Genomic DNA, 21228 nt, shown 5'->3' with positions numbered 1-21228 from the left:
CTTCGGAACCGAATTACCGTGCCATACTCCAAGGCACTCTCGTTCGACACAGATGGCGTCACCCATGCCCAAAGGATTGATCCGCGCCGTAGGCGCCTTGTTGACCGCCCTTGCTTTGTACAGCTTGCTGGGCTTTCTGATTTTACCCGGCATCGCTCTTCGGATTGCCAACCAACAGTTGGCCAATTACGCCACGGTGCCGGCGCGAATCGAGCGCATCGAGCTCAACCCGTTCAGCCTGGAACTCACGCTGTGGGGCCTGAAGATCGGTGAGCCGGGCAAAGAACAAGTGGGCTTCGAGCGCTTCTACGCCAACCTGCAGGCCGACAGTCTCTGGACCCGCGCCCTGCACTTGGCCGATGTGCAACTGGATCAGCCCAAGACCGAACTGCTGTTCGATAAATCCGGCCAGTTGAACCTGGCGCAGTTGTTCAAACTGCCGCCGAGCGAGCCAACTCCCACAGATCCCGATGCCAAACCGTTCCCGCTGCGTATCGACAGCATCAAGCTGGCGGGCGGCAACCTGCATTTCCAGGACTTGCGCCCCAGCGAACCGATCGAATTCCTCTACGACGAACTCGACTTTGAGCTGAAAAACCTCAGCACATTGCCCGAGGACAACGCCGACATGACCCTGGTGGCCGCCGGCCCTGACGGCGGGCAGATCGACTGGAAAGGCAATTTCAGCCTGGTGCCGATCACCTCCGAAGGTACCTTGAAGGTCACCGACGGCAAGATGAAAGCCTGGTGGCCGTATGTACGTGACGCCCTGCCATTGGTGCTCGAAGACGGTGTGCTCAACTTCAGCACCCACTACAAGTTCAGCCTGGCCAAAGAGACCGAACTGAACCTGACCAACACTGCTGCGAGCATTGCGCCCTTCGCGATCAAGGCGCCGGATGGCCGGCCATTGGTGCGCCTGGAACGCCTGGACGTCAGCGAAACCACGGTAGACCTGGCCAAGCAGCAGGTGGTTGTCGGCAAGATCCGCAGCAACAAGCTGGAAACCTGGGCAGCCCTTGAAGCCGATGGCCAACTCGACTGGCAGAAACTGTTCGCCAGCCAACCGAACAAGCCCGCCAAAGCGCCGGAAGCGGCGACTGCCAACGCGCCCGAAGCGCAACCGGCAGCCCCGGGCAAACCCTGGCAAGTGCTGCTCAAGGATGTACAACTGCGTAACTATCAGGTGCACCTGGCCGACCGTCAGGCCAAACCCGCAGTCGCACTGGAGCTGGGCCCGCTGAACGTCGATGTACAAAACTTCGACAGCCTCAACCAAAGCCCCTTCACCTTGAAAGTCGATAGCGGCGTGGGCAAACAAGGCAAGCTTCAGGCAACCGGTGAAGTTAACCTCAACCCGATCAGCGCCAAGCTGAAGGTCAATACCCAGGACATCGACCTGCGCGTTGCCCAGTCGTATATCAGCCCCTTTATTCGCCTGGAACTGCGCAGCGGCATGTTGGGCAGTAACCTGGATGTGAACCTCAAAAGCACCGAGCCGTTGGCCCTGCAAGTCACCGGCCGCGCTCAGGTCGATCAGTTGCACACACTGGACACCCTCAAGACCCGCGACTTCCTCAAGTGGCAGCGCCTGGTACTGGAAGGTGTGAACTATCAGCACGGCCAAAGCCTGTCGATCGACAAGGTCAACCTGCTGCAGCCCTATGCGCGCTTCATGATCAACGACGACCGCACCACCAATATCGATGACTTGCTGATTCCCCAGCCTGCCGACAGTGGCGCCAAGTCAGCCGCCAAGCCGGCGGCCAGCAAGGACAAGCCCTTGGGCATCCACATTGGGCAGATCGCGATCAATGATGGTTCGGCCAACTTTGCCGATTTCAGCCTGACCCCGAACTTCGCCACCGCGATTCAACAGCTCAACGGCCAGATTGGCACCATCGACAGTCGCCAGGCCAAACCGGCCAGCGTTGATATCAAGGGTAAGGTGGACCGTTACGCACCGGTGACCATCAAGGGCAGCGTGAACCCGTTTGACCCGATGGCAGCTCTGGATATCGCGACCAGCTTCAAACGTGTCGAATTGACCAACCTGACGCCTTACTCGGGCAAGTTTGCAGGCTTCCGTATCCGCAAGGGCCGGCTGAATCTCGACTTGCACTATGTGATCACCAAAGGCCAGTTGAAGGCCGACAACAAAGTCGTGGTCGAGCAGCTGCAACTGGGTGAAAAAGTCGACAGCTCCGACGCGGTGGACTTGCCGATTCGCCTGGCCATCGCCCTGCTCAAGGACAGCGACGGCAAAATCTCCATCGAACTGCCGGTCAGCGGCGATCTGAATAACCCGCAATTCAGCGTGATGCCGATTGTGTGGCAAACCCTGCGCAACCTTGTCGTGCGCGCTGCGACGGCGCCCTTCAAGTTTATTGGCGGCCTGGTCACCGGCGGTGGCTCGGAAGATTTGGGTAATGTGTCCTTCGCCGCAGGCTCCAGTGAACTGAACAAAGATGCAGAAGGCGCGCTGAACACTCTGGCCAAGGCGCTGAAAGAACGCCCTACCCTGCGCCTGGAAATTGAAGGCACGGCGGCTGCCAGCAGCGACGGGCCGTTCCTGGCGGCACAGCGACTGGAACGTGAATACCAATACAACTATTACAAGATCCTCCAGCGCCGTGGCGACAAAGTCCCCGCCCAAGCCTCGCTGCTTGAAGTGCCCGAGAAGGAAAAGGCACCGTTGCTGGAAGGTATCTACCGCACTCGCCTCAAACAGCAACCGCCCGCCGAATGGAAAGACCTGGGCAGCGATGAACGCTCGGCGAAGCTCAAGGACGGGGTGATCAAGTTCTGGAGTGGCAGTGATGTACTGCTGCGCCAACTGGGCCAGGACCGCGCCAGTACCATCAAGGATTACCTGGTGGACAAGGGCCAACTGGAAGATGAGCGGGTGTACTTCATTGATGCGCAGCTGGGCCAGGCCGAGAAAGATGGCCGGGTCATCACCCCGATGCACCTGGATGCCGAATAACCCAAAGCTGGCGCATTACTAAATATGGTAGGGGCCTTGCCCCCGATGGCGGTGTGGCAGTCAATATGTAAGTGACTGAGCTACCGTCATCGAGGCATGGTTATCTACACAACGGTAGTTCGCATTACCGACCCCACGGTAACCACGATGCGAAGCGAGCCGCTCTTGCTCTGCTTTTGATCTTGATCTTAGGCGCCCCGTCAAACCACGCTGGCCGTAATCCGCCATGGATTTGGGGGGTAAACCGGCAGGGATGCCGGTTTAGCCGCCCCGCGCCATGGATGGCGCGTGGCGGCGGCCCCACAAATCCATGGCGGATTACGGGCACACCGAGCCTAAGCGAGGTGCCGAGTGGTGGGGCAAGAGCCCTTTGGTTACTTTGGGGCTCTTTTCCAAAGTGACCCGCTGTAAAAGCGGAACCAATAGCAGCCGTGACCCAAATAACGGATATGCACTCGATCAAAGTCCAGCATCCTGGTCAGCCCTGAGGCCGCCATCGGGGGCAAGCCCCCTCCCACATTTCATTCCGTTCATTGCACCCTCGGAAATAGAACAGGCCCCGACACAAGTGCCGGGGCCTGTAATGACCACATCCATGTGGTCGGTCGCATGAACTCCAGAGGTGCATCGGGTGGATAACTGGCTCACCCTAAGCCGCCGCTATTTCGTTCAGACGAAACCTTTAACGTTACTCTGCTTTCAGGCCATCGGCCGATACAGCTTTAACGCCTTTAATCTTCTTGGTGATAGCGACCGCAGTTTCTTTCTGCGATGCAGTCACGGCAGTCGGGGACGACAGGGACACTACGCCCTTGTTGGTTTCGACTTTGATATCGGTACCAGGAATACCTTTCTCGGTCACCAGGTCAGCTTTTACTTTGGTGGTGATCCAGGTATCGCTAGTCGCCTCGCCAGCATCGTGTGCAGCACCTTTGGTCTTGTCGATGCCGTCAGCTTTGGTAGCACCGCCAGCCAACAGGCCGTCAGCCGAAACAGCAGTCACACCTTTGATTTTCTTGGTGATGGCTACAGCAGTCGCTTTCTGCGAGTCCGAGATAGCTACTTCCGAAGACAGGGAAACCACGCCTTTGTTGGTTTCTACCTTGATGTCGGAGCCTGGGATGCCTTTTTCAGTCAGCAGGTCTGCTTTGACTTTGGTGGTGATCCAGGTATCCGAGGTGGATTCTTTAGCCTTGGTCATTTCGCCAGCTGCCAGAGTCATTGGCGCCTGGGTTGGCTGAGCGAAGGCGGCGTTAGCCATGGCCAGGGTCAGAGCGGTAGCAGTTGCGGTAGCGAGAGCGAACTTCTTCATACGAGTAACTCCTGTTTTATTAAAAGACTGCAGCGTGTGAACCTTGATGCGGCAGCGCTAACAGGGATATTGCAGGCGGCGTGCCAAGTCACCAAACAGGATAAAAACGTTATAAAACAACGAGTTAAAAAACATGGTGATTTTTGAAATCATGCAAATTGCATGAAGCCGGTCGTGTCTGCGTGCAAGTTGCGGTTTTTTGCCGGCGACTAAACGACTGATTTTAGGGGATTTTCCTTCTCCCATAAAAAAGGGACTCCGAAGAGTCCCTTTTTTCAGCTAGAGCGCGGGGTGATTAAACGCCCGAAGCCTTTGCTGCTGCTACGTCCTTGATGGACAGCTTGATACGGCCGCGGTTGTCCACGTCCAGTACCAGTACTTCCACTTCCTGACCTTCTTTAAGAATGTCGGTCACTTTCTCAACACGAGCATCGCTCAGCATGGAGATGTGAACCAAACCGTCTTTGCCTGGCAGGATGTTGACGAATGCGCCGAAGTCGACGATGCGCTCAACCTTACCAACGTAGATCTTGCCGATCTCGGCTTCAGCGGTGATGCCCAGGACGCGCTGACGTGCAGCTTCAGCCGCTTCCTTGGTTTCGCCGAAGATCTTGATCGAGCCGTCGTCTTCGATGTCGATCGAAGCCTTGGTCTCTTCACAGATCGCACGGATAGTCGCGCCGCCTTTACCGATAACATCACGGATTTTGTCGGTGTCGATTTTCATCGCGATCATGGTCGGAGCGTTTTCCGACAGTTCGGTACGCGACTGGCCAATGATCTGGTTCATCTGGCCGAGGATGTTCAGGCGCGCTTCCAGGGCTTGGCCCAGAGCGATTTCCATGATCTCTTCGGTGATGCCCTTGATCTTGATGTCCATCTGCAGCGCGGTCACACCTTTAGCGGTACCGGCTACTTTGAAGTCCATGTCGCCCAGGTGATCTTCGTCACCCAGGATGTCGGTCAGGATGGCGAACTTCTCGCCTTCTTTAACCAGACCCATGGCGATACCGGCAACCGGCGCCTTCATCGGCACACCAGCGTCCATCAGCGCCAGGGAAGCACCGCAAACGGAAGCCATCGAGCTGGAACCGTTGGATTCGGTGATTTCCGACACGACACGGATGGTGTACGGGAACACGTCGGCAGCCGGCAGCATCGCTGCAATCGAACGACGGGCCAGACGGCCGTGACCGATTTCACGACGACCAGCACCACCCATGCGGCCACACTCGCCCACCGAGAACGGAGGGAAGTTGTAGTGCAGCATGAACGGGTCTTTTTTCTCGCCTTCCAGGGTGTCCAGCAGCTGGGCGTCACGGGCAGTACCCAGAGTCGCGACTACCAGGGCCTGAGTTTCGCCACGGGTGAACAGCGCCGAACCGTGAGTCTTGGGCAGCACGCCAACTTCGATGTTCAGCGGGCGCACGGTGCGAGTGTCGCGACCGTCGATACGTGGCTTGCCGTTAACGATGTTTTCGCGAACGGTGCGGTATTCGATTTCACCGAATGCAGCTTTAACGTCGCTGGCCGAAGGCTGGCCTTCTTCACCGGACAGCTTGGCGACAACCTGATCCTTCAACTCGCCCAGGCGAGCGTAACGGTCGGCCTTGACGGTGATGGTGTAAGCGTCGGAGATGGCTGCGCCGAACTCGGAGCGGATAGCGCCCAGCAGGTCGGTGGCTTCCGGGGCAGCAGCCCAGGTCCAGGTTGGCTTGGCAGCTTCGGCAGCCAATTCCTTGACCGCGTTGATTACCACCTGGAACTCGTCGTGAGCAAACAGCACGGCGCCCAGCATCTGGTCTTCGGTCAGCTCTTTGGCTTCCGATTCAACCATCAGTACGGCTTCGGACGTACCGGCAACGACCATGTCCAGGCTCGAAGCTTTCTGTTGCTCGTAGGACGGGTTCAGCAGGTAACCGGTGCTTTCATGGAAAGCAACGCGAGCGGCACCGATAGGGCCGTCGAACGGAATGCCCGAAATAGCCAGCGCAGCCGAAGTACCGATCATCGCAGCGATGTCCGGATCGGTCTTTTTGCTGGTGGAAACGACGGTGCAGACAACCTGCACTTCGTTCATGAAGCCTTCTGGGAACAGCGGACGGATCGGACGGTCGATCAGTCGGGAAGTCAGGGTTTCTTTCTCGGAAGGACGGCCTTCGCGCTTGAAGAAACCGCCAGGGATCTTACCGGCAGCGTAAGTTTTTTCCTGGTAGTGAACGGACAGAGGGAAGAAGCCCTTGCTCGGGTCAGCGGTCTTGGCGCCAACCACGGTCACCAGTACGGTCACGTCGTCGTCAACGGTAACCAGCACTGCGCCGGAGGCTTGACGGGCGATACGGCCTGTCTCGAGGGTAACGGTCGACTGACCGAACTGGAATTTTTTGATAACCGGGTTCACGGTGTCCTACCTTCTTTGTGGCTCTTGGGGGAACTTGTCTTCTTGCGAAATTCTTGGGCAATGACGGGAATCGGCCCGACGCTCGTCCAGGGTAAAACGTGTATCCAGATAAAACTTGAGGCTGGGAGCCTACCATGGGCCAGCGGGAATCCCACTGACACACGGCAGACAACCAACCTCTAGCGCAATCGCTGATTAGCGACGCAGACCCAGGCGACCGATCAGAGTCTGATAACGACCCAGATCCTTGCCTTTCAGGTAGTCCAGCAGCTTACGGCGCTGGTTTACCATGCGGATCAGACCACGACGGGAGTGGTGATCTTTACCGTTGGCCTTGAAGTGACCTTGCAGTTTGTTGATGTTGTGGGTCAGCAGTGCAACTTGCACTTCTGGCGAACCAGTGTCACCAACAGCTTGCTGATAGTCAGCTACGATTTGTGCTTTTTCTTGAACGTCGAGAGCCATGAGGCAATCCTTTTTTCAGGAAACCACCCAAGGGGTGATCTCAATAGGCCGAGGGCATACCCCCGTATCTATAAATGAGAAGTGACCATGCCTATTAACAGCCACCCTCGTTCGGTCATTCTGACCGAATCAGTCGACGCGGCGCGATGCGCCCGTCTTCGCTCACTTCACCGATACCGATAAAGCGACCGTTATGATCCTGTACTCGCACCATGCCGAACTTCGGGGCATCCGGGGCGCGTACCGGCTGGCCGTTGAGCCAGTAGAACGCGCTGTGCTCCGAGAAGTGCAGCAGCGGCCAATCGAGCAAACCGCTGTCCGATGGCATCAGGAAGCGATCAACCGCTTCATTGCCGCCCTCGGCGTGTACCGCTTCCAACTCTTCCAGCGTGACCGTCTGGGCCAGGCTGAAAGGCCCGGCCTGGGTGCGTCGCAGTTCTGCAACGTACGCGCCGCAACCGAGCTTTTCACCAATATCTTCCACCAGGGTACGGATATAGGTGCCTTTGCTGCAGTCCACCGCCAATCGAGCAGTGTCACCTTCACAGGCGAGCAGCTCCAGCCGGGCAATAGTAACAGAACGCGGTTCGCGCTCCACCACTTCGCCCGCACGTGCCAGCTTATAAAGAGGTTGCCCATCGCGCTTGAGCGCCGAGTACATCGGCGGTATCTGACTGATTTGCCCACGAAAAGCGGGTAAGGCAGCTTCGATATCCGCACGACCAACGGTCACGTCGCGAACCTGCAAAACATCACCTTCGGCGTCGGCCGTGGTGGTTGTCTTGCCCAGTTGCATGAGGGTTTCATAACCCTTGTCCGAATCAAGCAGGTATTGCGAGAACTTGGTGGCCTCACCAAAGCACAACGGCAGTACGCCGGTGGCCAGTGGATCCAGACTGCCGGTGTGCCCCGCCTTCTCGGCGTTAAGCAGCCAGCGGACCTTCTGCAGTGCCGCATTGGAGGTAAAACCAATGGGCTTGTCGAGCAGAATGATGCCACTGACGTTGCGACGGATACGTTTGACCTGAGCCACCGCTTACTCCTTGGCGTCTTCAGGTGTAGACGGATGCTGGCTGTCTTCAGCCACGGCGCGTTCGATCAGTGCTGACAGGTGCGCGCCACGCACGACGCTTTCGTCGTAATGGAAGTGCAACTGCGGAACGCTGCGCAGCTTCATTTCACGGGCCAGCTGCATCCGCAGGAAACCTGCGGCGGAGTTGAGCACCTTGATGCTTTGCGCGATTTCTTCGCTGTTGTCCTGCCCCATCACGGTGATGAAGATTTTGGCATGACCCACGTCACGGCTCACTTCAACGGCGGTGATGGTGACCAGGCCAACGCGCGGGTCTTTGACTTCGCGACGGATCAGTTGGGCCAGCTCGCGCTGCATCTGATCGCCGATACGCTGGGTACGGCTGTATTCTTTTGCCATGTCTTGTTACCTGTTACTGCCACACGGTGAAACCCGTGGGGTCTGAAAGCGGCAAACGCCCGGCCTGACAAAAGCCAGACCGGGCGTTGCGTTTAGAGTCCGGACACGGCGCGAGGCATGTACATGCCCACGCGCTGTGTGGCTCCTGAAGTGCGCGAGTTAGAGGCTGCGAGCAACCTGAACCTTCTCGAAGACTTCGATCTTGTCGCCAACCTTGACGTCGTTGTAGCTCTTGACGCCGATACCGCATTCCATGCCGGCACGTACTTCGGCAGCGTCATCCTTGAAGCGGCGCAGGGATTCCAGCTCGCCTTCGAAGATAACGATGTCTTCACGCAGTACACGGATTGGACGGTTACGGTACACGGTGCCTTCAACAACCATGCAACCGGCAATCGCGCCGAATTTCGGCGAGCGGAACACGTCACGCACCTCGGCGATACCCAGGATGTTCTCCCGGACGTCGCTGCCAAGCATACCGGTAAGGGCTTTCTTGACGTCTTCGATGATGTCGTAGATGACGTTGTAGTAACGCATGTCCAGGCCTTCCTGCTCGACGATCTTGCGAGCGCCGGCATCGGCACGCACGTTGAAGCCGAACAGTACAGCGTTGGAAGCCAGTGCCAGGTTGGCGTCGGACTCGGTGATACCACCGACACCGCCACCGACAACGCGCACTTGCACTTCGTCGTTACCCAGGCCATTCAAGGCGCCGTTCAACGCTTCGAGGGAACCACGAACGTCAGACTTGAGGACGATGTTAAGCGTCTTCTTCTCTTCCTGGCCCATGTTCTCGAAGATGTTTTCCAGCTTACCGGCGTGAGCACGGGCCAGCTTGACTTCGCGGAACTTGCCTTGACGGAACAGAGCCACTTCACGGGCTTTCTTCTCGTCGGCAACTACGCTCATCTCGTCGCCAGCGTCCGGCGTACCGTCCAGGCCGAGGATCTCGACCGGGATAGCAGGACCTGCTTCCTTGATTGGCTTGCCGTTCTCGTCGAGCATGGCACGTACACGGCCGTAGTTCGAACCGACCAGTACCATGTCGCCTTGGCGCAGGGTACCGTCTTGAACCAGCACGGTCGCGACTGGGCCACGGCCCTTGTCGAGGCGGGACTCAACCACAACACCACGGCCTGGGGCCGAAGGCGTAGCGGTCAGTTCCAGGACTTCAGCTTGCAACAGGACGGCTTCGAGCAGTTCGTCAACGCCGGTACCCATTTTCGCCGAGACCGATACGAATGGCGTCTCGCCACCCCATTCCTCGGACGTCACACCGTGAACCGACAGTTCGCTACGGATGCGATCAAGATCGGCGCCCGGCTTGTCGATTTTGTTCACGGCTACAACCAGAGGAACACCGGCAGCCTTGGCGTGCTGGACAGCTTCAATGGTCTGCGGCATTACGCCGTCGTCCGCTGCAACCACCAGGATCACGATGTCGGTCGCCTTGGCACCACGGGCACGCATTGCGGTAAACGCGGCGTGACCTGGGGTGTCGAGGAAGGTGACCATGCCGCGTTCGGTTTCAACGTGGTATGCACCGATGTGCTGGGTAATACCACCGGCTTCGCCTGCGGCAACCTTGGCACGACGGATGTAGTCGAGCAGGGAAGTTTTACCGTGGTCAACGTGGCCCATTACGGTCACGACCGGCGCACGGGAAACCGCTTCACCTTCAAACTTCAGGGACTCGGCCAGGGAATCTTCCAGGGCGGTGTCGCTGACCAGGGTCACTTTGTGGCCCAGCTCTTCAGCAACCAGTTGGGCAGTTTCCTGATCCAGTACCTGGTTGATGGTGGCCGGAGTGCCCAGCTTGAACATGAACTTGATGATTTCAGCAGCCTTGACCGACATCTGCTGAGCCAGATCGCCCACAGTGATGGTCTCGCCGATCTTCACTTCACGCACGACAGGGCCGGTTGGGCTCTGGAAACCGTGGGCGTTGCGTTTTTTCAGCTTGGCCTTGCCGCGACCACCGCGACGGAAGCCATCGCTTTCTTCGTCGGTAGTACGTGGGGCAACGCGTGGAGCAGGCGCTTTCTCTTTGACCGAGGCACGATGCGGAGCGTTTTTACGCTCGCCATCGCCACCACCACCGCGACGATTGTTATCGTCGGCACGTGGTTTGTCCGGACGACGAGGCTCGTCGCGCTTGCGGGCGTCTGCTGCAGGAGCTGGTGCGGCGGCAACCGGGGCGGCCTCACGCACAGCTTCAACAGGGGCGGCGACCGCGTCAGTGGCAGCAGGTTGCGCAGCAGCAGGCTGGCGACGCGCTTCTTCTTCGGCGCGACGCTTGGCTTCTTCTTCAGCCTTCTGGCGAGCAGCATTTTCTACTGCGCGACGTTCATCCAGCTCGCGTTTGCGCTCGGCTTCGATTTCTTCCGGGCTGCGCTGTACGAAGACTTTCTTCTTGCGTACTTCTACGCTGATGCTCTTGCTACCCGCAACACGCAGGGTGCTGGTGGTTTTGCGCTGCAATGTAATCTTGCGCGGTTCTTCCACTTTCGCCTTGTGGCTGCTCTTCAAGTGAGTCAGCAAAGACTGCTTCTCACTATCGCTCACACCTTCATCGGCGGCGGTGTGCGGCAGACCTGCCTCACGCATCTGCTGCAACAGGCGCTCTACCGGTGTTTTGACCTCATCGGCCAGTTGTTTCACCGTGACTTGCGTCATGCACTTCTCTCCTCAGGCCGCGCCTAATTACTCGAACCAATGGGCTCGGGCGGCCATGATCAACTTGCCGGCACGATCTTCGTCAATGCCGTCGATGTCGAGCAGATCGTCAATAGACTGCTCGGCCAGGTCTTCGCGGGTAATTACGCCGCGCACCGCCAGTTCCATCGCCAAATCCTTGTCCATACCCTCAAGCGAGAGCAGGTCTTCGGCCGGATGGGCGTCTGCCAGCTTTTCCTCAGTAGCGATGGCTTTAGTCAACAAACGATCCTTGGCCCGAGCGCGAAGCTCGTTGACGGTGTCTTCGTCAAAGCCGTCGATGTTGAGCATTTCTTCCAACGGTACGTAGGCAATCTCTTCCAGGCTGGTGAAGCCTTCATCAACCAGTACCTGTGCCAGGTCTTCATCGACTTCCAACTCTTCGATGAAGTTGCGCAGGATGTCGCCGGTTTCAGCTTGCTGCTTAGCCTGGATGTCCGATTCGGTCATCACGTTCAGGGTCCAGCCGGTCAGTTGGCTGGCCAGACGCACGTTCTGACCACCACGACCAATGGCCTGAGCCAGATTGTCTGCGCCAACGGCGATGTCCATTGCATGGGCATCTTCGTCAACGATAATTGCCGCCACTTCAGCCGGCGACATGGCGTTGATCACGAACTGCGCCGGGTTATCGTCCCACAGGACGATGTCCACACGCTCACCGCCCAATTCGCCCGACACTGCCTGGACGCGCGAACCGCGCATACCGATGCAAGCGCCTTGCGGGTCGATGCGTTTGTCCTTGGAGCGAACCGCGATCTTGGCGCGCGAACCCGGGTCGCGGGACGCAGCCATGACTTCGATCAGACCTTCGGCAATTTCCGGCACTTCGATGCGGAACAGCTCGATCAGCATTTCCGGCGCTGTACGCGACAGGATCAACTGAGGGCCGCGGTTCTCGGTGCGGATTTCCTTGAGCAGCGCACGCAGACGCACGCCGACACGGAAGGTTTCGCGAGAGATGATGTCTTCGCGGGCCAGCAACGCTTCGGCGTTGTTGCCCAGGTCGACGATCACGTTGTCGCGGGTAACTTTTTTCACGGTGCCGGAGATGATTTCACCCAGGCGTTCGCGATAGGCGTCAACGACTTGAGCGCGCTCGGCTTCGCGAACCTTCTGCACGATGACCTGCTTGGCGGTCTGTGCAGCAATACGGCCGAATTCGATCGACTCGATCTTTTCTTCGACAACATCGCCAACCTGGGCGCCCGGATGCGTTTGCGCAACCTTGCTTGGCCAGGTTTCGATGGCCGGATCATCAAGATCGTCCTCTTCGACCACCGTCCAACGACGGAAAGTCTCATAGGCACCGGTGTGGCGGTTGATTTCCACACGCAGATCTACTTCGTCTTCAAAACGTTTCTTGGTAGCAGTGGCCAGGGCCAGCTCCAACGCTTCAAAAATCACGCTTGCCGGTACACCCTTTTCATTGGATACCGACTCCACAACCAGCAGTACTTCTTTGCTCATCGTACGCCTCGCCTTTCGCAAGCCATTGGATCCGCGGGATCCGCGTCTCAGTCAAAACTGGGAATAATGTTGGCCTTGTCGATCATATCGATCGGCAACAGGAACTCATGGTCTTCTACCTGCACCACGACATCCTGCTCTTCTACACCGCGCAGAAGGCCCTGAAAGTTGCGTCGCCCTTCAAAGGGGGAGCGCAGCTTGATCTTCACTTGTTCACCGGCATATTTAGCAAACTGCTCGATAGTGAACAGTGGGCGTTCCATGCCTGGCGAGGAAACTTCAAGGGTGTATTCAACGGAGATTGGATCTTCAACATCCAGCACACCGCTGATCTGACGGCTGACAATGGCACAATCGTCCACCAGCACGCCGCCCTCTTTATCGATATAAACGCGCAACATTGAGTGGCGACCTTGAGCCGAAAACTCAATACCCCAGCATTCATAGCCTAGGGCCACGACCACCGGGGCCAGCAAGGCCTGCAACTCTTCTAGCTTGCTCGACACCTGAACCCCCTCGTGCATGTATGTGCATGCTGTGCAAAATAAAAAAATGGGCGAAACGCCCATCCTTGAAACGCCGTCGAACAGCGGCGTTGAAAGTGTCCAGCTAACAAAAAGCCCCTTAAAAGGGGCTCCGCTAAAACTGGTTGCGGGGGCCGGATTTGAACCGACGACCTTCGGGTTATGAGCCCGACGAGCTACCAGACTGCTCCACCCCGCGACAAAGCTGGGGCGGAAGTATACGACCGATCCCTTACAGGGTCAATGTAACCTTCCACCTACAAGAAAGCCCGCAACAGCGGGCTCTCCTGATAATTGGTACCGAGAAGGGGACTCGAACCCCTACACCCTATGGGCACAACCACCTCAAGGTTGCGTGTCTACCAATTCCACCACCTCGGCAATACAGCGCTTACAACCCTTCTTACTTTTGCTCTTGAGCTGGAGGTACGTCAGTCGCTGGAGTAGCCGACTTTTGCTCTTGAAGCACCGGGACATCATCAGAAGCCGGTTTTGCTTTTGGAACTTCCAACACTGCTGGGTTTGGCAAACCTACTTGAGTCAGCACATGAGCTTTCTCTTTAGCAAAGTAACCTAACCCTAAGCTGGTTATGAAGAAACCTGCGGCAAGTATAGCAGTAAACTTACTAAGAAAGGTAGAGGAACCTTGGCTTCCGAACACAGTATTTGAAGCACCTGCACCGAAAGACGCACCAGCATCCGCACCTTTACCCTGTTGTAACAAAACCAGAGCAACTACGCTCAGGGCAGCCAACAGATGAAAAACGACTACGACTGTTTCCAGCATTTTTTCAGTTTCCCGCGGCGCGACAGATCGCACCGAACTCATCTGCATTCAGGGAAGCTCCACCAATGAGCCCCCCATCGATATCCGGCATGCCGAACAGTTCGACCGCATTGGCCGCCTTCACGCTGCCGCCGTATAGAAGCCGCACACCTTGCGCGACTTCAGAATTCTCTGCCGCCAACTGCGCGCGGATGGCTGCGTGCACATCCTGCGCCTGTTGCGGTGTAGCAGTCAGCCCGGTGCCAATGGCCCAGACCGGCTCGTAAGCAATAACCGCCTTTGCAAACGCACCAACACCCAACTCCTCGATGATGCTGCCCAGCTGACGCGAGACAACTTCAAGAGTCTTGCCCGATTCACGCTGCTCAAGGGTTTCCCCTATGCACAACACTGGAACCAGACCACAAGCCTGTGCTGCGGCGAATTTGCGGTTGAGCGTTGCATCCCGCTCGCCCATCATCTGACGGCGCTCGGAGTGCCCGACAAGTACATAGGCACAACCCGCATCAACCAGCTGACTCGGCGAAATCTCACCGGTCAACGCACCTTGCATGGGCTCCACCGCAGAATTCTGCGCGCCGACCTGGATCGACTTACCCTTCAAGCCATCAACCACTTGGTTGATATGCAAGCAAGGCGGGAAAACCGCGACATCAACACCGCTAGGCAAGGCCAAGTGACGAAGGCCATTGATCAGCTCAGCGACACTGGCGCGGGTACCGTGCATCTTCCAGTTACCAGCTACCATAGTGCGACGCATGCTGTACCCCGTCGGTCAAAGTGGGCGCAGATGTTACCCAACCACACCATCACTGGCAAGCCGAATTCAGGCGCAAACTTCAGTTACCAGTTTTGCCAGGTCTTCGGCATGGCCGCGAACCTGGGTTTCGTCCTCGCCTTCGACCATGACACGCACCAGAGGCTCGGTGCCCGACTTGCGCAACAACACGCGCCCACGCCCGGCCATTGCCTGGGTGACACGCTCACAAGCCTCTTTGACGGCTGGGTGCTCAATCGGATTTTCGCCACCGGCAAAACGTACATTGAGCAGCACTTGCGGGCACTTGCGCAGAGCTTGGCGCGCCTGGGCCAGGCTCTCCTCGCGGCGACGCAGGGCCAGAAGCACCTGCAGCGCAGCGATGATGGCGTCCCCCGTGGTGGTGTGCTGGAAGCAGACAACGTGCCCCGAGTTCTCGCCGCCTACCAGCCAGTTACGCTCCAGAAGCTCAGCGATCACATAACGGTCGCCGACATTGGCGCGGATAAACGGAATACCCAACTCAGCCAACGCCAATTCAAGCCCCAGATTGCTCATCAGGGTACCCACGACGCCGCCTTGCAGCTTGTTACGCTCATGCAGATCACGGGCAATGATGAACAACAAATCATCACCATCCACAATCATGCCGGTGTGATCCACCATCAGCACACGATCGCCGTCGCCATCGAACGCAATACCCAGATCCGCATGTTCGGCCAGAACCGCCGCCTGCAGTTGCTCCATGTGCGTGGAACCGCAGTTGTCGTTGATGTTCAAACCGTTAGGCTGAGCCGACAGCACGGTAACCTGGGCACCCAACTCCTTGAAAACGCTTGGCGCCACCTTGTAGGTCGCACCGTGGGCACAATCGACAACGATCTTCAGCCCGGCAAAATTGGTGCTGCTAGGCACGCTGCTTTTGCAGAATTCGATATAGCGACCTGACGCGTCGTTAATACGCGACACCTTGCCCAGCTTGCTGGACTCAACCACCGTCATCGGCGCATCCAGCAGCTCTTCGATCATCAACTCGATCTCATCCGGCAGCTTGGTGCCCTGCCCCGAGAAAAACTTGATGCCGTTGTCGTCATGGGGATTGTGCGACGCGCTGATCACAATACCAGCTTCAGCGTGGAAGGTACGCGTCAGGTAAGCGATCGCCGGCGTGGGCATAGGCCCCAGCAGCATCACATCAGCTCCGGCGGCGGACAAGCCGGCCTCCAGCGCGGACTCAAACATGTAGCCCGAAATACGGGTGTCCTTGCCCACCAGGATGCGACACGCGCCCATGCTACGGAACGCCATGCCTGCCGCCCAACCCAGCTTGAGCATGAAATCAGGGGTAATCGGAAATTCGCCGACCCGACCACGAATGCCGTCGGTACCAAAATATTTTTTAGTCATAAGTACTCCATCATTCTTATTCGGCTGATTCTACAGCAGCAACCATGCGCACCACGTCCACCGTCTCGGCAACGTCATGCACACGCAAAATACGCGCGCCCTTGGTCACGGCAAGCGCTGCAAGCGCAAGGCCGCCGTACAAGCGCTCGCCCACCGGACGATTCAAGGCCAGACCTATCATGCTCTTGCGCGACACACCGACCAACAGCGGTCGACCAAGGGCGTGCAGCGCCTCCATATGCTTGAACAGGCTTAAATTATGTTGCAGGGTCTTGGCAAAGCCAAACCCCGGGTCAAGGATGATCTTTTCGCTCGCGATGCCCACCCCGACACACTGAGCGATCCTGTCTGCCAGGAACCCCGTGACCTCACCGATCAGATTGTCGTAGTGAGGATTGTCCTGCATGTTGCCGGGCTCCCCCAGCATATGCATCAGGCACACCGGCAGGCCGGTCGCTGCGGCTGCATCGAGAGCACCATCACGCCGCAACGAACGCACGTCATTGATGAGCCCCGCGCCCAAGCGCGCTGTTTCACGCATTACCGCGGGAGTTGAAGTGTCCACCGAAATGATCACATCCAGCTCACGGGCGATACGCTCGACGATAGGCGCTACCCGCTCAAGCTCTTCCAACGGGGAAACCACACGAGCCCCGGGCCGAGTGGACTCGCCACCCACGTCGATCAAGGTCGCGCCGGCAGCCACCATCGCCTCGGCATGACGCAACGCGGCATCCTGCTGGCTGAAACGGCCACCATCGGAAAAGGAATCAGGGGTTACATTGAGAATGCCCATGACGTGCGTATGGGCCAAATCAAGAACCCGATTGCCGCAAGGCAACCGGGTAGAGGACAAAGCAGAAGTCATTTCAAACCTTAGTGGTCAGCTGCCGGGCCGCCGATCGGGGTCTCAGGACGCTCATTCTGAACGACGGGCGGGGTGCCCGAAGTTCCTGAACCACCTTCCCAATCGCGAGGCTCACGCGGCGCACGGCCCGCCATGATGTCGTCGATCTGATCCGCATCGATCGTCTCGTACTTCATCAACGCATCAGCCATGGCATCCAGCTTGTCACGATTGTCGGTCAGGATCTGCTTGGCCGTGCCGTAGCACTGATCAATGATGCTGCGAACTTCAGAGTCGATCAGCTTGGCTGTTTCACCGGAGAAGCTGGCACTTTGCCCGCCACCACCGCGCCCCAGGAACACTTCACCCTCTTCCTCTGCATACATCAAAGGACCGAGTTTTTCCGACAAGCCCCACTTGGTCACCATATTTCGTGCGATCTGGCTGGCACGCATGATGTCATTGGAAGCACCTGTGGTAACGCCGTCGAAGCCCAACGTCATCTCTTCAGCAATTCGACCACCGTACAGCGAGCAGATCTGGCTGATCAGTGCGCGCTTGGAAAGGCTGTAGCGATCCTCTTCAGGCAGGAACATGGTCACACCCAGCGCCCGGCCACGAGGAATGATCGACACCTTGTAGACCGGGTCATGCTCAGGCACAACGCGACCCACAATGGCGTGACCGGCTTCGTGATAAGCGGTGTTCTGCTTCTCTTTCTCGGACATAACCATGGATTTGCGCTCAGCGCCCATCATGATCTTGTCTTTTGCCAATTCGAACTCTTTCATTTCAACGATGCGCTTGCCGGTACGGGCAGCAAACAACGAAGCCTCGTTGACCAGGTTGGCCAGGTCGGCACCGGAGAAGCCAGGCGTACCACGAGCGATCACGGCCGGAGCTACGTCGTCACCCATTGGCACTTTACGCATGTGAACTTTGAGGATCTGTTCACGACCGCGGATATCCGGCAGACCAACCACGACCTGACGGTCGAAACGGCCCGGACGCAGCAAGGCTGGGTCGAGCACGTCCGGACGGTTGGTCGCGGCGATGACGATAATGCCGTCATTCATCTCGAAACCATCCATCTCTACCAGCAACTGGTTGAGGGTCTGCTCACGCTCATCATGACCACCGCCCATGCCAGCGCCACGGTGGCGACCAACGGCATCGATCTCGTCGATGAAGATGATGCACGGTGCGTGCTTCTTGGCCTGTTCGAACATGTCGCGAACACGGCTGGCACCCACACCGACGAACATCTCGACGAAGTCAGAACCGGAAATAGTGAAGAAAGGCACCTTGGCTTCGCCGGCAATCGCCTTGGCCAGCAAGGTTTTACCGGTACCCGGAGGACCGACCATCAACACGCCGCGAGGGATACGGCCACCCAGGCGCTGGAACTTGCCCGGATCACGCAGGAACTCGACCAGCTCACCGACTTCTTCCTTGGCTTCGTCGCAACCTGCAACGTCAGCCAGGGTGGTCTTCACCTGGTCTTCGGAGAGCAGGCGCGCCTTGCTCTTGCCGAAGCTCATCGGCCCACCCTTGCCTCCCGCGCCACCTTGCATCTGGCGCATGAAGAACATGAACACGGCGATAATCACCAGGATCGGGAAGCTTGCTACCAGGAGCTGAGTCCAGATGCTTTGCTGTTCAGGCTGCTTGCCTTCGACAACCACGTGGTTATCCACCAGGTCGCCGATCAGACCGTTGTCCTGGATTGCCGGACGAATGGTCTTGAAGCTGTCGCCGTCGTTGCGCTTACCGGTAATCACGTAGCCATCAACCGCTACGCGCTCGACCTTGCCATCCTTAACTTGCTGGATGAAGTCGGAATAGTTGAGGGTCTGCGGCTCGTTAGGGCTGGAGAAGTTGTTCATCACCGTCACCAGGACAGCCGCGATGATCAACCACAGGATCAGATTCTTTGCCATATCGTTCAATTAACTACCCTCTGAAGCAAGCTCCGCTACTGGCGCGCGCTTCGCATGATATTCACCGGCCTAACTTACTACATTACCTACAACTCTGGCAGGCGCCGTCTGTAACCCTTTGTGAAACTTTGACTACACAATATTCGTAAAGCTTCGTGACGAAAGCGATATAAAAAAACCTATCGCCCTCCTCGAATTTCTCAAAAGCGCTCTTCACTTGCCGCGCCTTCGACGCCGCGGTAGCCACGGCACAGCAGATACTGCTCCCTGGACCTGTCACGGGAAGAGTCCGGTTTACGGGTCTGCACCTTGTCGAACAACTTGCGAATGTTCTTGTGGTACTCGTCGAAACCCTCACCCTGGAAGACCTTCACCAGGAAATCGCCACCCGGACGCAACACCCGACCCGCCAAATCCAGCGCCAGTTCACACAGGAACATGGCACGCGGCATATCAACAGCCGGTAATCCACTCATATTGGGGGCCATGTCGGAAATCACAAGGTCTACCTGTGAATTTCCCACAGCCTCCAGGATCTCCGCCAATACCTTGTCCTCGGTGAAATCGCCGTGAACAAAGGTCACGTCCGGGATGCTGTCCATTTCGAGGATGTCGGAAGCGATCAATCGGCCTTGCCCACCAATCAGACGACTGGTCACCTGGGACCAGCCACCGGGGGCCGCGCCGAGATCGATAACGCTCATGCCTGGACGGATCAATTTGTCCTTGTCCTGGATCTCCAGCAGCTTGTAGCTGGCCCGGGAACGGTAGCCGTCCTTTTGCGCCTTTTTGACGTAAGGATCGTTGAAATGTTCTTGTAGCCACTTAAGGCTGGTTTTGGAACGGGCCACGGGCCACCTCGAAAAATAAAACGGGTCGTGATTAACTGGGCGGTCCCGGACTCGCTCGGGTAAACTGGCCGCCGCTTTTTACAAGATCAGACGCAGGGGTCAGATTATGCCGCTCACTCAAGAGCAGAAGAAACAGTACAAATCCATTGGCCACCATCTGAAACCAGTTCTGATTGTGGCAGACAATGGGTTGACTGAAGGTGTTTTAGCCGAATTTGAACGCGCACTGAACGATCACGAACTGATCAAGATCAAGGTCAATATCCTCGATCGCGAAGCGCGTTTGGCCGCCATTGCAGAACTGTGCAAGGTGGGCAAAGCGGACCTGGTTCAGGTCATCGGCAAGATGGCGCTGCTGTATCGCAAGAACTTCAGCGTCAACAAGCAACTGTCGAACGTTCATCGCTTCAAATGATGAAAAGGGTCACGGGCGTGCTTCGCGCGCCCTGCCACTCCACCCCGGCGCCGGCTGCATGACCAGCACCAAACCGGAAAACCCCAGCACAAGATAGCTGAATAACTGCCAGCGCAACGCTTGCGGTAGCCAAATATACACCACGCAAAACATCGCGCACGCATACAGCGACATCAACAGCAGTTGCCCGCGAATGTCCCGCCATAAACTCTCCAAACCCTCAGCCTTGACCAGCACTAACGCCTGGAGCAACACACACGCCGCCGCAAAACCCACCAGCCACGCGCTCAGCAATCTGTCGATCTCATCGATCAGCAACGGTGCCAGGCCAATAAGGCCAAGCACCGGTAACACACCCATATGCAACAGCCACAGACCGCCCACCCAAAGCATCTGAGAGAACTGCCAAAGCATGGCGCCCGCGCGTAGCGGGCGCCGCCTTTCAGATGTGGCGAACTTCGACAATCTCGTACTCAATGACGCCGCTCGGCGTTTTCACGGCAACGACGTCGCCCTCTTCCTTGGCAATCAAGGCGCGAGCGATCGGCGAGCCGACAGAGATCTTGCCTTGCTTGAAGTCAGCCTCGTCCTCACCCACGATCTGGTAAGTCACGCTTTCGTCAGTCTCGACGTTGGCAATTTCCACGGTCGTGCCGAAAATCACCTTGCCGGTATGCGGGATGGTCGTGACATCAATGATCACCGCATTCTGCATGCGGCCTTCGATGTCACGAATCCGCGCCTCGACCATACCCTGCTGCTCGCGAGCAGCGTGGTATTCGGCGTTTTCCTTCAAGTCACCCAGCTCGCGAGCCGTACCGATGTCCTGGCTCAGCTTCGGACGTACGACCTTGGTCAGGTGGGCGTGTTCCTCTTCCAGGGCGCGAGCGCCCTGAACGGTCATCGGGTATTTGGTTAT

18 protein-coding genes and 2 tRNA genes are annotated in these 21228 nt (G+C 57.5%); 2 read left to right on the top strand and 18 right to left on the bottom strand.

What is annotated here, in order from left to right; translation table 11 throughout:
- Window positions 1-64 precede the first annotated feature (64 nt).
- Window positions 65-2986, top strand: coding sequence for a DUF748 domain-containing protein (locus JFT63_RS16330; protein WP_198844304.1), 2922 nt, complete (start codon window positions 65-67; stop codon window positions 2984-2986).
- Between the two features lie 688 nt (window positions 2987-3674).
- On the opposite strand, the gene JFT63_RS16325 is transcribed toward JFT63_RS16330, so the two are convergent.
- The 16 genes from JFT63_RS16325 to rlmE all read right to left on the bottom strand — a co-directional run bounded on the left by JFT63_RS16325 (window position 3675) and on the right by rlmE (window position 19894).
- Entirely contained in the window at window positions 3675-4298 is a 624-nt protein-coding gene (locus JFT63_RS16325; RefSeq protein ID WP_057703319.1) for a BON domain-containing protein, read from the bottom strand.
- 295 nt (window positions 4299-4593) lie between these two features.
- Window positions 4594-6699: a polyribonucleotide nucleotidyltransferase gene (gene pnp, locus JFT63_RS16320; protein WP_005791474.1), complete on the bottom strand. Its 2106-nt coding sequence runs from the start codon at window positions 6697-6699 to the stop codon at window positions 4594-4596.
- Between the two features lie 195 nt (window positions 6700-6894).
- Entirely contained in the window at window positions 6895-7164 is a 270-nt protein-coding gene (rpsO, locus tag JFT63_RS16315) for a 30S ribosomal protein S15 (protein ID WP_003177875.1), read from the bottom strand.
- 115 nt (window positions 7165-7279) lie between these two features.
- Window positions 7280-8197: a tRNA pseudouridine(55) synthase TruB gene (truB, locus tag JFT63_RS16310; protein WP_014719950.1), complete on the bottom strand. Its 918-nt coding sequence runs from the start codon at window positions 8195-8197 to the stop codon at window positions 7280-7282.
- A gap of 3 nt (window positions 8198-8200) precedes the next feature.
- Window positions 8201-8596, bottom strand: a complete 396-nt coding sequence (gene rbfA, locus JFT63_RS16305) for a 30S ribosome-binding factor RbfA (protein WP_003176137.1) — start codon at window positions 8594-8596, stop codon at window positions 8201-8203.
- A gap of 159 nt (window positions 8597-8755) precedes the next feature.
- Window positions 8756-11272: a translation initiation factor IF-2 gene (gene infB, locus JFT63_RS16300; protein ID WP_057703318.1), complete on the bottom strand. Its 2517-nt coding sequence runs from the start codon at window positions 11270-11272 to the stop codon at window positions 8756-8758.
- A 27-nt stretch (window positions 11273-11299) separates the two neighbouring features.
- Window positions 11300-12781 (bottom strand): transcription termination factor NusA, encoded by a 1482-nt coding sequence (gene nusA, locus JFT63_RS16295; RefSeq protein WP_057703317.1) that lies wholly within the window; start codon window positions 12779-12781, stop codon window positions 11300-11302.
- Window positions 12782-12828: 47 nt separating this feature from the next.
- Entirely contained in the window at window positions 12829-13287 is a 459-nt protein-coding gene (gene rimP / locus JFT63_RS16290) for a ribosome maturation factor RimP (protein ID WP_032873230.1), read from the bottom strand.
- A gap of 140 nt (window positions 13288-13427) precedes the next feature.
- Window positions 13428-13504: transfer RNA gene (locus tag JFT63_RS16285), tRNA-Met, on the bottom strand.
- Window positions 13505-13600: 96 nt separating this feature from the next.
- A tRNA-Leu gene (locus JFT63_RS16280) sits at window positions 13601-13686 on the bottom strand.
- A 22-nt stretch (window positions 13687-13708) separates the two neighbouring features.
- Window positions 13709-14092 carry a preprotein translocase subunit SecG gene (gene secG / locus JFT63_RS16275; RefSeq protein ID WP_003194191.1) on the bottom strand — a complete coding sequence of 128 codons (384 nt, stop codon included), beginning with the start codon at window positions 14090-14092 and terminating at the stop codon, window positions 13709-13711.
- Window positions 14093-14096: 4 nt separating this feature from the next.
- Window positions 14097-14852 carry a triose-phosphate isomerase gene (gene tpiA, locus JFT63_RS16270; RefSeq protein ID WP_005791483.1) on the bottom strand — a complete coding sequence of 252 codons (756 nt, stop codon included), beginning with the start codon at window positions 14850-14852 and terminating at the stop codon, window positions 14097-14099.
- A 66-nt stretch (window positions 14853-14918) separates the two neighbouring features.
- Window positions 14919-16256: a phosphoglucosamine mutase gene (gene glmM, locus JFT63_RS16265; RefSeq protein ID WP_054917976.1), complete on the bottom strand. Its 1338-nt coding sequence runs from the start codon at window positions 16254-16256 to the stop codon at window positions 14919-14921.
- Between the two features lie 16 nt (window positions 16257-16272).
- Window positions 16273-17124, bottom strand: coding sequence for a dihydropteroate synthase (gene folP, locus JFT63_RS16260; RefSeq protein ID WP_198707062.1), 852 nt, complete (start codon window positions 17122-17124; stop codon window positions 16273-16275).
- Window positions 17125-17132: 8 nt separating this feature from the next.
- Entirely contained in the window at window positions 17133-19043 is a 1911-nt protein-coding gene (gene ftsH / locus JFT63_RS16255) for an ATP-dependent zinc metalloprotease FtsH (RefSeq protein ID WP_043205904.1), read from the bottom strand.
- 200 nt (window positions 19044-19243) lie between these two features.
- Window positions 19244-19894, bottom strand: coding sequence for a 23S rRNA (uridine(2552)-2'-O)-methyltransferase RlmE (gene rlmE / locus JFT63_RS16250; protein WP_003194199.1), 651 nt, complete (start codon window positions 19892-19894; stop codon window positions 19244-19246).
- A 106-nt stretch (window positions 19895-20000) separates the two neighbouring features.
- On the opposite strand from rlmE, the gene JFT63_RS16245 reads away from it, so the two are divergent.
- Complete coding sequence (locus JFT63_RS16245; RefSeq protein WP_010206607.1) at window positions 20001-20309, top strand: YhbY family RNA-binding protein; 309 nt, start codon at window positions 20001-20003, stop codon at window positions 20307-20309.
- A gap of 9 nt (window positions 20310-20318) precedes the next feature.
- Here the strand turns inward: JFT63_RS16245 and JFT63_RS16240 are convergent, their stop codons facing one another.
- Window positions 20319-20723 carry an MFS transporter gene (locus JFT63_RS16240; RefSeq protein WP_198844303.1) on the bottom strand — a complete coding sequence of 135 codons (405 nt, stop codon included), beginning with the start codon at window positions 20721-20723 and terminating at the stop codon, window positions 20319-20321.
- A 28-nt stretch (window positions 20724-20751) separates the two neighbouring features.
- Window positions 20752-21228 (bottom strand): transcription elongation factor GreA, encoded by a 477-nt coding sequence (gene greA / locus JFT63_RS16235; RefSeq protein ID WP_032873232.1) that lies wholly within the window; start codon window positions 21226-21228, stop codon window positions 20752-20754.

The organism is Pseudomonas sp. MF7453 (genome assembly GCF_016405455.1).
GTDB classification, from domain to species: Bacteria; Pseudomonadota; Gammaproteobacteria; order Pseudomonadales; family Pseudomonadaceae; genus Aquipseudomonas; species Aquipseudomonas paralactis.
This window is presented reverse-complemented; position numbering and strand designations above follow the sequence as displayed.